This window comes from Rahnella aquatilis CIP 78.65 = ATCC 33071 (assembly GCF_000241955.1).
In the GTDB taxonomy this organism is placed as follows: domain Bacteria; phylum Pseudomonadota; class Gammaproteobacteria; order Enterobacterales; family Enterobacteriaceae; genus Rahnella; species Rahnella aquatilis.
On record NC_016818.1, the window covers coordinates 2,944,305 to 2,958,911 of the forward strand.

Sequence of the window (14,607 nt, forward strand, 5' to 3'; positions counted from 1 at the left end):
AAGAGCTAACGGATAAGCGCCCGTGGCGCATTACTCTTATGAAGCGGTTCCCTGCACCGCAACCAGCGATTCCCCGACAGGTTGCCAGGTTTCGTAATCTGAGTCAGGGTTAAGCGCCGCCACCTGAAGCAGTATTTCTACACAGAGACCGCTCTGCTCCGCGAGGTTTTGCAGGCGCATCACTCCATCAATATGCGTTAACGTCGTCGCAATACTGTCTGTTTCAGATTCAGGTTCAGGTGTAATAGGCGCAATATGATTCACGGCCAGTTGTACTTCACTGGCCTCCCAGCCAAGTAATTTCGCCAGCGCTTTTGCCGCGCTGATGGGTGTCACCGCATTGGATCCATTAACCCATTTAAGATAGGCCAGCAAGGCATCTTCATCAGTGGTAATCACCATCATTGCATCGGCATAGCGGCTAAACTGATAAAACGTCCTTAAATTAATCGTGTTATCATTTACGCCGAACCAGGCTGGCCAGGTTAAATAGGCGTTTAACATCGCAGGGGTTAATGTAAATTCACGGGTCATTTCTGCCCGACACCCCAGTTTCAGCATCAGTGATAAAAAGGCAAGGATCCCGGGGTCTTGTGGATCGGAAATATCTTTCAGCGCCCAACACTGACTGAGAAATTGCCAGCTACTGGAATTCGCCCATGTTAATAAGAATGGGGGTAAGCCCTGTGCCAGAGTGTAGTTTTTGGCAATACTGCTGTTCGCAATCCCATCCTGCGAGAGCTTAGTTTGATAAATCAGGTTTGTCAGAATGGCGTCAATTTCATCATCTGAAAGCGGGCTATTAAAATCAATACTTCCGATCACCGTATCAATTTCTGTATAAAGGGCGTTATAAACAGTTTCATCTGCACTGGTCACTACCGGTAAAATAATACCGTTTGCATCAATGAGAGAACTTAACGTATCCATCCAATTAATGGATCCCCCCCCCGCAGTTTCATTAGGTACACCGCACGTTTCGAGGATAGTTTCGCTTAATAATGATGAAACAAGCTGCTGATTAATATCTGCAATTAAATTAAATTGTGCGGCGGTAGTATATTTTGGTTGTTCTTCCGTGTTATCTAACGTTGTAAGTGCCAGCAGCAGCGAAGGCGAAAGATTATGTTGTCGCAGCCAGGTACAAGCATCAGACATCGCCATAAGTGTATCGAGAATGTCAGTGGCAGGTGTTTCGGCAGGACTAATAAAGGGTATGGCAGCCAACTGAGGTAACAGCGTTTTATCAATTAATTGCATTAACGCAATACCATTGTCAAAATTTAAACCTAATAGTTCAGGTAATTTAACCAGTCGATAAAATGCTGATACTATCGCTAATGAGCAGGGTAACGTCGTCGTTCCTTCTCCCGGTTCACAAGCCGGACGAGTCAGACTTGCGCAAATTTGATCGCCCAGAAAGCGGAACTGAACCTCATTAATGCCCAGCCCTGCGCAGAGTTGCTTAACAACCCGTTCAGTTGGATCAGTATAATCAAATTGTTCATCCGTGATTTCAAAAGGCTCTTCAAATAGAGAAGGCGAATTAAAGAGTTGATCGATAAATGGCACCTCCGGAGCAATAGCATAAGGGGTGATTTCATTGATTATCGCCGCGAATTGTGCCGGCGTGGTCCCATAACTTTTGGAGTAATAATTAAAGATACCCAACATTCTTAAGGTATTATCGTTCATCACCCGCAAGGTGTTTTCTTCAGCATTCATGGCGGCAGTCACCAGCAAATCCACCTGACTGTAAGGGAGTGCCAGCCATTTCTGCAAACGAATCAATCGATTGATCCGGTCCATGCGATCATCGGAGAGATTTGCTAATTCCGGATCCGTTGATGAGGTAATAACAATAGGATCTACGCCGTTATTGATAAAAACAGCACCATAATTATTCGGTGTTGGGGTCGCAGGTGCTGAGGGTGAGAGATAATTTGGAGAAACGGTCACGTTATATCCGCCGGCTGTGCCCGCAATCAATTCCTCAACCTCACGCACCGTAAGTGCGGCTTGTTGAGAAAAAACTGTCAGAGGTTCGAACACACTATAGGAATCGGCATTAATACCGAAATTTGTCATGTAGAACGTCGGCAAACTCGCCGGGTCAACGGGCAGGTCTTGTAAGATTTGATATTGTTCGGGAGCCAGTTCCCCCCCCATTTCCCAGGCGATTTGCCGTAAGCCAGTATTGCTGGTTACGGCCAAAAAATAAGGCCAGGCAATATCCATTTCTGCAATCATATCGGTCAAATTAAGCTGACACTGCGCCAAAGACAAAAGAGTCTGTTGCTGGGGAAATGTGTAGGGTAAAGAATTAGGGTAGCGTGTTGTCGCCAGTGTTTTATCCGCATCATCGCCTGCGGTGGTCATAATGGCAGTCGCCAGGATATTATTAACAATATCGAGCGATGGAACGACCTGGTTAATGGCATTATCATTAATAAATAATACCGGCAGATCGGGGCGCCTAACGGCCAATTTAAAAATATCAGCAGTATTTTCCGTGGAATTCTCCCAGGCTAACGACTGCGTATATAGCCATGCCAAATATGAAACTGGAGAGTCATTTGCTTCCGGCGCTGATTTCAGACAATAGGCCGCCCAATTTTCATCGAATAATGACTGCCAGGTGGGTCCTGATTTTTGTATACCGCCCGGGTTATCTCTCTGACCAGGCATATTCATGACACTTTTTTCCTTGAATATACGATTTACCTGTTGTGAAAAACCGGCAGCTAAATCGTAAACTGAGGCGGCTTGTTGCTTAAAATCATGACGATGTTTCTGGGCGAATTCATCCCTACTCATTTTAATAATATCAAATGTAGATTGATAACCACTTTGCTGCAGCTTTGTGTTCATCTGCAAAACATCTTCCATGGTGTTAATAAGCTTACTGTGTGAACTCATAACCTAAATCCTCGATGTATTATGATTATTGTTTTTCCAGAGTGTATTTAAAACCGCCAGAAATTGCAGCGTTTTTACATTCTAAATTAACAATACCCTTATTAAGTGCAAGGACGAGATTACCCGTTATTCCAGAACGTCTTCAAGATCATTTTTTGCACATTATCTTTTCATTTTTTAAGAGGAAATTAACTTTATCTTGAGTGGACTATTTTCTTTAAATTGTATGGAATATTTACGCGATATCTCAACACATAGGGATTTGAAATGAGTAATTTTATAGCTAAAAATGTTCAATATTTTATACGAGTAGCTCAGAAAAAAAGCATTGTGCATGCTGCTGATGATCTTTGCATCACATACTCTCCACTTTACAAAATTATCAAGGAGTTAGAGAAAGATCTTGGAAAAAAGCTATTCTTTAAAAAAGATAATTTATTAGAGTTAACAGAGTTTGGAAAACATCTCTACGAAGCATTACACCCTCTTTACCAGACCCTCGACTCTTTGGAATCAACTCTATTTAGACGTAAAAAAAATTATTTTGTGACATTCATCGTGGATGAACAATGCCCGGATTTTATTAGTCATCAAATAATTTCCCTCAATAAAAACATTCATTTCGATAATATTTTACACGAAAGTATTGACGAGTCGACACTTTGCAGTACATTAAATAACTATTCGAACAGTGCAATCATCTCTCTTAATCATTTCACCCATGATAAAATGATCAGTTCAATTGAGCTTATTTCAGTCGAATGCTGCCTGGCAATACCCTGTAAATATAAAGACCAGCCTATTTCTGAAACAATTAAAGAATTGCCCATTCTGCAGAATGCCTCGAACAAGATTATGCATACGCTTATCTCTATCATCAGTGATAGCTTGATTGAGAATAAGATCGCACCCACAATCACTACCAGCAAACATGACATTGCTACAAACCTTGAACTTATTGCAAAAGGGGGTTATATGGGGATTTTTCCCAAGAAAATCGTATCGTTTATTAATCATCCGGGTGTTTGTTTTACCGAACCAGATCACAAAAAACTCAGGCTCCCCTACAAAGCGTATTTTTTGACAAGCAACGCAAAACAAATAGAAGAAATTTGCACTCAGTTAAAATGAAATGGCACTCACTAAGAAATAAATGTCTATAGTCTGGTAAAGGTCATCCCAGCCAGAGGAGCAAAATTAAAAAAAACCGCTTAAGGAAACTTAAGCGGGCTTTTTGTTAATCCCTGGTGGCAAGTCTTGCTAAAAACTTGCTGCGCGACTCAACAAATGCTGATGTTTTGGCGTTAAAACATAACCGGGACGTGTATTACGCAGGCCGGTATGCAATCCCGGAATATTTTCGGGGAAGGCGCTCCAGTGTTCAGGTTGCGAAATCTTTTGTGAACGAAAATAGTGACGCCACTCCGCTTCTGTATCCACGACAGTCCAGTCACCTCCGTCAACGATGGCCACCGGGAAAGGCCCGGGTCTGGCGACAACGCCCAGATAACCCTGACTTTGTTCTACGAGATGCCGCTCTTCCTGCCACATATAAGGCACAAAATTATTTTGTGCGCCGTGACGGACGGCGTTCATGTGAGTCGCTTCGAAAGGACGGGAAGGATCGACTACCGCAATATTTTTATTGATGGCATGACGAATGCCAGTCTCGTCTTCGCTGCCTACTGCCGGCGCTGCGCCACTGCTTTTTGAGACGATATCGTGCATATCATAATCCCCGGTGTAAGGCACGATACGTTTGGCAGCAATATTGTCCCTGAACCGGGTCAGATCCTCGTTTCTGGACAGGTCAAGCGCAAAAATTTCGTCTTTTGCTTTTTCAATATTATGAACCCAAATGCCAGAAACTGCGCCGGCAGCGCCCCCCCAATGCCCCACCAGTCCAATCAGCCCTGCATTTTTGGCATTCTCCAGCATCTGTGCTGAATCCTGGCCGTAAACTGCATTAACAGACTTATCTTTTATCGTTTTCTCCAGGATATTATGCCCCTTAGCAGCCGCACCATTATTCAGAGCATCTATGGTATAAACACCGGATTCCCGGAAACTCAATATGGCGTTTTTCTCCCGGGCGGCTGATTCTATCGGTGCCATGTGCGCTGCGGTGACAAACTCACGCATAACACGCTGCCGGGCCTCTGCGCCGGTGGTTATCAGACCGCCGGTATCATATTGAGTAACGGGATTGTTATGTACCATTATGAAAAGGTTCAGCCCGTCCACTTCCCTGGCCGGATCAGCCGCCGTCCAGCGGCATAACCACGGGGCATAATAGCGATATCCGTAGTAATACAACCCTGTGCCGTCACGCTCTTTACCGGAATAACGCACCGTTTTATACGCCGCTTCGGTCTCATTGCGGGTCGCCCATACCGCCGTGCCGCCGAACGGATAATATTCCTCCCGGCTGATGATCTGGCCGGTTTCATCCAGTTCCAGCTGTAAGGAACCGATGTTGTCATCCAGGCTGTAGCGTATCCGGTTGTTCTCCAGCCCCGCCGGCAGCCCCTTCACCCAGCGCAGCACCCGTACCTGACTGCGCCCCGCCTGTGTGGTCACCACCTCCAGTTGTTCACGGTACGCGGGCTGACTGCTGACACCGTTGCTCACCGTCTCCTGCCAGGTGTTACGCAGCTCCAGCCCCGGAAGATAACGCACTTCGCTCACCGTCCACAGTCCGCTGCCGGCATTCGTCAGCGTACGGGTCTGTTTACGCACCCGGATCCCCTCCCGGTACTGATATATCTCGCGGTCGTTCTGTTCTGCATCCGCCTCACTGCGGCTCACCCGCGTCACCGTCTGCAACTGGTTGTTCGCATCCCACGTCAGCGGCCCGGTGGCATCTGTATAGCCGCTGGCGGGTTTACCGCCTTCCGTCTGCAGGGTTTTCAGCTGCCCGCCCGGCGTGAACCAGCTATCCCAGTCCACACCCGCCGGGGTCAGGCTGCTGTTATTGTCCTGACGGATACTGCGGTTGGAGGTAAGCTGCGTAACCATATTCATGGTGCTGTTCACCGCACCGGTGTGCGTCAGGGTGCTCAGGTTGCCGCTGTCGTCGTAGGCATAGGTTCGCGTGTAAGGCACGCACTGGTCACCGGTGGCCGGAAGATGGCTGTCCTGCGCGCCGTGCGCGGCATTTTCACGCCCGCTGGCACGGATAAGCTGATACAGCGCGTCATAAACGAACTGCCGCACGCCATCCGTACTCTGGTTACTGAACCAGGCGGTACTGACGGTGGAATCATCCACATGAGTGATGTTGCCCACCGGGTCGTAGAGATATTTCAGCGACTGCAAATGCGTGGTATCACTGTCCCGCGTGGCAACGATCTCACTCAGGCGCAGCGTCGCCGCCTCATAACTGCAGGCGGTGGTCACGCCGTTACCGGTATGCGCAGTCAGAATCTGCCCTGCCGCGTTCATTGTCATCCCGGTCAGCAGCGGCACGGGGGACTGCCCCTGCAACTGGAGGGTCTGCGTCAGCAGTACACCGCTGACATCGCAGGTAACGCTGACGGCATGTCCGCTGGCATCGGTCTGTGTGAGGGCCGCCCCCAGCGCATCCGTCTGGAGCATGGTGGTATAGGCCGTTTCTTCCAGCAGAGTCCGCCGTCCGGCGTTGTCGTCCGGCCAGTCCGGCAACCCGTCAGCCTCCCGCAGGAAAGTCTGAGAAGAGGAAAGAACCGTACCGCTGAGGGCAACGCTGCCGGTAGTCAACAGCCCGCCTTCATCGTATTGTCTGACACAGACACCGCGCAGATTATCGTCCTGCGGATTGATTGTCTGCGCATCGCTGTCGCCGTACACCAGCACGGCGGACGTGCTGGTGTCAGGGTTGCCACTGCGTTGCCGGGTGGACGACTGCGTCCGCCCCAGCGTATCGTATACCCACTGCATGACCGTACCCGCCGGGTCACGGGACCAGAACGCGCGGCCCCCGGCATCAGAGAGCATGGCTTCCCGACCACTGTCGGTACTGTCACGGCGTAAAGGGCTGCCGTTCAGCGAACTGAAAGTCGTGAGACTGGCTGCGGTGGAAGACTCAGCCTGCCAGGCGGTAAACAGACGCGGGTCCCGGGCACGGACGGTCAGTGAGTCGTTGGACACCAGACTGTGGGTGATCAGCAGGCTGGCCGGATCGCCCGCACGTGTGCGGTTCCAGTTAAGGGTGCGTATCGCGATGCCACGGTTGTCGGTGACACTGATTACAGGCGTGCCAGAATAAATACTGTTTACCATGAGATTATTCCCTGGATAACGAAATATATTATTTACGACGAATAAAGCTGAATAACCGTCTAAAAATCCCGCTAACAAAAGAAGTAAAACGACTCCACAAACTTGTTTTATTAACCGGAGCTGCAGCAGACTTTGGTATGAATGGCGGAATACCTTCTAAAGGATCATTTTGAGTATTCATTACAGGCGCAGGTGCCACGACAGGTTTCGGTTTCAATGCGAGCTTTGGAGAAAATATTTTATAATCAGGTACCCCCTCAGACATACCCGCCTCTGAAACGGCAACAGACCTCATCCAGTTCTCATCAACACCCGCATATTTTTTGGCATTCTGATGACCAGGATCTGCATACATTCCATCATCTCCGTGCTGATTATCCCAGTGGATCTGGAGAGAGGATACTTTTACCGAGGGTTCCAGCCCTATGCTATCCGAGAGCCGGGCCAGGGCATTGTACTGTGCTTTCATCTCGACAGATTTATCATGATACCTTTCACGCGCGGCCAAGAGCGCGTTCTGGGCATTATTTTCCTCACCAATATGCAAAAGACGTGATGCCAGAAATACACCTGTTCGTCCCATGCCTCCCCAACAATGCGTGGCAACTTTTCCGGTTTTACTGTATTCATCAACCAATGCATTATAAGCAGCCAGCTGATTAACCGAAGGCGCATGCCAGTCATTTATGGGGAATAAAATAAACGTTATGCCCTGCTTATTAAGGGCTTCTTTTGATGCCTGATAGTTATTTGATTCCAGGGCGATAACCGTTCTGACTCCCTGATTTTTTAAATACTCAGCTTTTCTGTCTAAATTCTCATTAACAGAAAACAAAGACATGCCGGCAAAATTATGCTGCCCACCATCCGCCCTTCTGACCCAATTAAAACCATTAGGTTTTTCAGCAAAAAAGCCGTTTTTATCTGTATAAGTCACGGGATTGTTTTTGACCATTCGATACAGATTTAAGCCATCCATCGTCCCGGCGGGGTCGGCACTTAACCAGCGTCCGGCCCATGGCTGATAATAGCGGTAACCGTAATAGTACAACCCGGTTGCATCCCGTTCCTTGCCTGAGTAACGCAGGATTTTGTAGTCTGCTTCTATTGCACTGCGCGCCGCCCAGACAGCGGTACCCCCATAGGGATAATACTCCTCCTGACTGATGACAACACCGTCGCCATCAACTTCTAATCCAGTGCTGCCCACCAGATTATCGTAACTGTAACGCAATTGACCATTACTGATGTCCGCCGGTTTACCCCTCTCCCAGTACAGCATTCGCACCTGCGCCCTGCCAGCTTCACCTACAGTGATCACCTGCAAATCCTCTGTCAGCCCGCTGCTATTCGCTGTACTTCTCATCTCCAGTCCGGGCAGATATAACACCCGTTTGCTCTGCAGGCTGTTGTTGGTTTTTTGTGTACTGACTTTCAGCACCCGCAAACTGCTACCATCGTAACGGTAGCTCTCACTGTCATTATCGTCTGCGTCACGCGACACCGGTGCTACCTGCAAAAGCTCTGCACGTGCAGTCCAGCTAAGTTGCTGCCCCGGCTGTAATTGCTTCTGAACGCCGCGTGCAGTGAACAATGCATCTACCTCGGATGACTCTCCCGTCAACGTGCTGAGCACGCCACGGTTAGTGCGATCACTTATCGTTATGCTGGTGGTGTAGTTGTTATTTGTCGCGGGAGCGCTATGGCGGATCTGTGTCAGATTGCCCCCCCGGTCATAGCTGAAATTGCGGGTGTAATTGGTGTAAGTGCAGTTGTCAATGGGAACCGTGGCAGGAGGTAAATCACTGCCTTGCTGGCCAACATTAGCCATCTCCCGTCCTGTGGTACTGACCAGTTGATACAGGCTGTCATAGTGATATCTACTCTCAGGCACCACTTTCTGATTTCGCCAGAATCGGGTTTCTTCTGCGTCGTTGGTGATGCACAGCACGTTGCCGACCGGATCGTATTCATAGCGCAGATCTTGCAGTATTTTTGCCCCTGCGACATGTCCAGCCGGACGCGCAGTAGTTATCCCCATCAGACGCAAGGTCTGTGGCTCATAACTGTAAGTCGTCACCACACCATTTCCGTGGACCTCCCGCAACTTCTGCCCGGCAGCTGAGTATGCCAGGGACTGAATAATCGCTTTCTCTACACCCTTAACTTTCAGCCAACTGCCCGACAGCATTCCTGCGACGTCGTACTTCATACGCTGCAGATTACCGGCTGCATCGGTAGTCATAAGCGGCAGACCGCTGGCATCCGTTGTCGTCAGGGTCGTATAACTCTGCATAGCCAGTTGGTCATTCCATGCGGACATCTCTTCTCCCTGCCAGTTCGCGACGGTATCCGGGTCATCTGCATTCTTCAACAGCCTTAAAGTGACTGACGACGACATGCCTGTCAGCGCCACACTGTCTGTATGTATAAGGCCAGCCGTATCGTAGTGGCTGACACATATCCCTGCCAGGTTCACATTTTTTTCTGTCTCTGTATGGCCTGCATACACGAAACGTTCGGATACTCTGGCAATATCTCCGGTGACGTGATCAGTGATACTTAACGGACGTCCTGGCAGGGTGTTTCCTTCATATTTGTAGCTGCTGGTCACAGCCTGTGAACAGTCGACATGTCCCTCGTCATTGGTACTGATACCGCTCACTATCATTAACAATCGTCCGGCAGCATCGTTAAGGGCGATGGTGGTACCCGCGTCGGCACTCAGGGTTCGCAGAATATTCCCCGACAGATCGGTCAGATACATGAAGTTAGTTTGTGCAGTCTGAGACAATCGTGGGTCGGCGCTATGAGTCATAAAACCACGCGCATTATACTTAAGTTGGATGATGCGCTCGTCTGTCACTGTCACTGTGTCCGGATGGCGGTAATATGCAATGTCACGCACAGTAAGTCCGCGATTATCCACCACGGTGATATCCGGTGTACGCTGATATAACGTATTATTTGTGCCAGACATTAGCGGCCTCCTTTGGCGTATCATTAAACAGAGTCATAATGCCTCCTGCGTATCGTTCTCATCCTCACTCACTGTAAACCACGGGAAATATTGCTGACGGGTCTGGTAACCTGACCCCGCTCTGACCACTTTAATTTCCCGTCCCGGCGCATCATAAAAATGGGTATCCGCATAACCTGCGGTGCGCAGCGCGGAATCAACAACGTATTGCCAGTCGTTAATGAAATAAGGCTGGTATGCCCGCACCGGCAGCCCTTTATTGTTGTATTCCACCCGGCCACTGACTGCCCAGCGCGGGTCAGCCGGTGTTGTCACCGGCTCGCCTCCCGTGGCGATCACCAGTTCTCCGGCGGTATCGCGCACCCACGCATCGCCCGGGGCAACCTTGCCGCTTTGTTGCAATGTCCGGCCAAAGCCATCAAAAAAAGCCACGCTGATGCGGACCTGTTGTTGATCATCATCGGGATAGCGGTCTGCCGTCAGGGTGGCAACATGAACAGGTGTCGTCACCGCATCAGCAAGAAGCCCACGAACAGAAGCATCAAGGCCGCTAATCTCCCGCGTCGAGTTTGCCCAGTCCCGCCCGGCAGCACGAATATAGCCCTCAAAGGTAATAAACCGCTGTTCCAGAAGAGTATCCCAGCCACTACCACACTGTTGTTGTGTAACCTGCCCCATCCAGCTGAAGGGGTCATCAACAATAACGGTTGCCAGATGCTGCGGGCTGCCTTCGGCCTGATTAATGGCCTGTTCAACCGTCAGTGTTACCGGAACAGGGTATTCCGTCACCGAATCAAATCCGGTCATCACGCCCTGCTCCGTTCCGTAGAAACTGCTTCCCATCTGCCCGCCGAGTGCGTCCAGTTGAATTTCAGCGGTATTATCGTTGATATCAATGATCTTACAGGGCTTGAGGAAGCGATAGTCATAGGCGGCGGAGGTGGTATTCCCGGCAGCATCACGCGAGCTGATGACACAACAGGCGTAATCGTCATAAGTGAGTGTGGTCGCGCCGGTTAGCATGGTTTGCCGCTGTGTCTCAGGCAAATAAAAACGGCTGGCGGGCAGATAAGTCGTATAAGCACTGGCAATACAATAAACCGGTTCATCACTGGCACCCGGCACTGGCAACAACGCCGGTACGTGCACATATCCTGCCTGCGCCAGCAGAGGAATAAGTTCGTCACGGCTCAGTATGCCGTCATAGGCCGCCAGACTGGCCTCATCCAGTTCAGCCGTTTCGACATGATCAACCCTTGCGCCTAAATCCGGCACGGCAGGTTGATAAAAAATCTGACTTTGACCTGCATAAATACGCGGGCGACTATTGCCGAGTAACCCGTCTGGTTCAGACAACATTTCAAACGTAATGCCGCTGGCCGGTAACGCGTAATTTTCATAGGTCAGGATATTGGTACGCTGACAGTCACTGATCCCCGGACGCCATGCCTGAGCGTCAGTTAAATCAATATAAGATGCCCGCCCCTCGGTTATTCTCAGCACCTGCTGCTGACTGTCATACGAACTCGCCCATGCCGTATCCGGTAATATGGCCGGATACGGATCAACCCCGGGTTTGGTCAGACGGGGATAGTTTATATTCACCTGCCACACCGTGGCACCAAAGCAGTCTTTTTGCATCACCACTTGCTGGGCAATCAGCGGATCTGTGGCGATCTGCTCCCAGTTATAGCTGACCGACTCAAGCAAGCCCGGCATCGCTACGCTGGCGTTTTTACCTTTGGCGGGTTGCACCAGCCGCACCTGATAACGTTGTCGGGTCTGGGTATAAGGGATCGGGTTATCTGCCCCATACACCTCACTGCCAAGTAATGATCCTTTCAGCGCACGATAGAGCATGGCGCGGTTTTCGTGACTCACATCCGTCAGTGCAATGTCTTTGCCACCGGACGCATCGAACTGACTCAACCAGGTCGGGTTCACCGTGACAGTAAAACGCCCCACATAGGGTGTGCCGTAGAGGTCGCTTTCATCTTCTTCGCGTCCGGTATGAAACCAGCTTTTACTGATCAGCGGCTCTGTATCTTCACTCGTTAGAACACCACCGGTAGTATCGGTTTGTTCAAGATAACCAAAGCCATAAAATTCGCGCATAACGCCGTCATACACCCCTTTACGGTATCGGCTGCGTTGCGTCAGTACACTGCCGCTGATCTCGTCGGTGTTGACCGTTTGCGAAACGATATGGATCGGGAAAGGCAGTGCTGAAACAGCGCCGGGAAACTGCTGTTTTTCATCCAGCCACTCTTGCGCCGAACTGCGGTAAATAATTTGGTTGTGATTGCCCTGATTGTTATTCACCGCCTCCAGAAGATAAGGTTTTATGCTGGTTAAATCACAATGCCAGTGCCGGGGCGTCATGTAGGGCACCGACAGGATCAGACTGGCTACGCCCAGGCCCTGCGAATCGGCGACATTTAACTGGCACAGATTGTCGTAACGGATACCGGCTGGCAGCGCAAGCTGCATCGGGGCGGCCAGGCCGTTACCCGACAGGTTAGCAAAAACCTCGATGTAATCACTGTGCATATACAACAAATCAGCGCCACCCGATCCGTCCAGATCGGCCAGAATAATGCGGCCGGGGTCAAAACTCTGGCGATCAAAGCTCAGCGTACTGAGAACAAAAGGTTCACCAAATTTGCCATGCCCCAGATTCGGCCAGACGGTGATGCCGTCATAACGGATGCGGATCAGATGTTGCTGGCCTGATCCCAGCATGTCGCTGAACCCCACCAGCTCAGTGGCATCCCGGGCAAAAACCGGCAAAGTGTATTGCTGCTCGATCTGCACCGGACGGGTAAAACCCTCGCGGTTATTGGCATACAGACGCACGCTTTTCGGCCCGATTAACGCGATGTCCGTCAGCCCCGAGCCGGACAGATCGGCCCACTGTGCTGAAGGATGGGTGAATTCTGTCGGAAAGGCGGAAAACGGCGTAAAGGACGACCATTCACCCGACGGGTTGAGGGTAAAGAAACCGTTGATGCCAGGCGCAGTCACCAGCCAGTCCAGCCGTCCGTCTCCGTTAACATCCATCAACGCCATAGAGGAAGACTGCATGGCAGGCACCCGAGGTAAAAGCTGCCAGTCACCGTAAGTGACGCTGTTCTCACCTTCGCTGCCTCGTACCGGTGCACGGTAATACCAGCCGCCGGACTGGCGAAACAGGACGCCCGGAATGCCTTCGCCGTATAAATCCACCAGCTGATATTGCTGCCCGTCGTCAAGGCCCGCCAGCGCAGGAAAAGGCTGCCACTGTTCAGATGAGGGACTGACAGAGAACGGGCTGTAACTCAGATCAAGCGGCGGACGGCTTTGCACCGTGCCATCGGTTTCATAGGCCAGAATTTGCGCGCTGATCATCTGGCTTAGGGTGGCAGAACTTTGGTACTCCAGCAGAAGCCGGAGCACTAATGTTTCCGCCGCGTGCAGTTCAGACGGAAAACGATGAAACATCAGAACCTGACGACAAAGACGATGACAGCGAACCTCAAAGCCCACGTCATAGCGTGAAAAAGGATCCGGTCTCGCCAGCCAGTCAGTCGCAGGCGCACAGGCGACAGGCGCATTCGGATCCAGACTCCTCTCGCCATAATCGAACACCAGGCTAAACAGCCACTGGCTGTCATTTGGCATCGTCTCCGTCCAGGCATACAGCGCTTCCTGCGCCGTTTGGTTGCCATAATCAACCTGCGTCAGATACACAAACGTGCGGTGATCGCGTTGCTGTTCATTCCCGGTCAGGCTGACACCGGCATCATCTTCTTTTTTATAACGATAGCAAATATGTTCACCGTTGGGACTGACCGACTCCTGCAACATCCAGCCCGCAATGCGGCTGGCGTCTTCGGGGTCGGTAAGCTGTGCCGCTGGCGATTTGCCCAGACAATGAAGCTGGCCGTCGGCGGTATGAATCAGCCAGAAATCGCCGCCCTGCGTACCCTGCCAGCGCTCAATAAGATCGCTCCCGGCGGTGACTTGCGAAAGGTATGGAGTGACGCGCCAGGTTTGATCCAGCGTCACCTGTCCGTAACGTGAGACGTTACGGCTGACTATTTGCCCGTCATCGCCGTATTTTGGGATAAGCACTTCCCCGCTCGCCCCGATAAACGCGTCCTCATCAGTATAATGAGGCACACCCCGGCTGGTCCGTCGTTGAATGCTTGCCGCCGCGCATCCCCACCCCAAACCGAATTCGCCGTTTCCTGCCCCGCTGCTGTAACTCAGCGCCAGCGCAGGCGCATAGCCCCGCCCGGCAGAAATGGGCAACGGCACAGTCATACCGGCCATACCGCCGGGGCCGATATTCCCGAGTGCTTCGCCCATGCCCTGAATGGCTCCCCCGCCTTTCGGCAGGGAGAGTGTATTTACGGGTAACGTTGAAGACTTCTCTGTTTGTTGCATACCGCCTCCTGAAAATGGAT

5 protein-coding genes are annotated in these 14,607 nt (G+C 50.8%); 1 reads left to right on the forward strand and 4 read right to left on the reverse strand.

All coding sequences use genetic code 11. The annotated features are described in order from the left end of the window. Positions 1-36: 36 nt before the first annotated feature. On the reverse strand, positions 37-2,919 hold the full coding sequence (locus tag RAHAQ2_RS13280; RefSeq protein WP_015697733.1) for a Tc toxin subunit A: 2,883 nt from the start codon (positions 2,917-2,919) through the stop codon (positions 37-39). Between the two features lie 267 nt (positions 2,920-3,186). On the opposite strand from RAHAQ2_RS13280, the gene RAHAQ2_RS13285 reads away from it, so the two are divergent. After that, positions 3,187-4,050, forward strand: a complete 864-nt coding sequence (locus RAHAQ2_RS13285; RefSeq protein WP_015697734.1) for a LysR family transcriptional regulator — start codon at positions 3,187-3,189, stop codon at positions 4,048-4,050. 129 nt (positions 4,051-4,179) lie between these two features. On the opposite strand, the gene RAHAQ2_RS13290 is transcribed toward RAHAQ2_RS13285, so the two are convergent. Genes RAHAQ2_RS13290 through RAHAQ2_RS13300 form a run of 3 tightly spaced genes read right to left on the reverse strand, consistent with a single transcriptional unit; the run spans position 4,180 to position 14,587 of the window. Next, the gene (locus RAHAQ2_RS13290; RefSeq protein WP_015697735.1) at positions 4,180-7,179 is read right to left on the reverse strand and encodes an RHS repeat-associated core domain-containing protein; all 3,000 of its coding nucleotides are present in this window, start codon (positions 7,177-7,179) and stop codon (positions 4,180-4,182) included. 28 nt (positions 7,180-7,207) lie between these two features. Beyond that, positions 7,208-10,159 carry an RHS repeat protein gene (locus RAHAQ2_RS13295; protein WP_015697736.1) on the reverse strand — a complete coding sequence of 984 codons (2,952 nt, stop codon included), beginning with the start codon at positions 10,157-10,159 and terminating at the stop codon, positions 7,208-7,210. A 33-nt stretch (positions 10,160-10,192) separates the two neighbouring features. Continuing rightward, entirely contained in the window at positions 10,193-14,587 is a 4,395-nt protein-coding gene (locus tag RAHAQ2_RS13300; protein WP_015697737.1) for a SpvB/TcaC N-terminal domain-containing protein, read from the reverse strand. Positions 14,588-14,607: the final 20 nt, after the last annotated feature.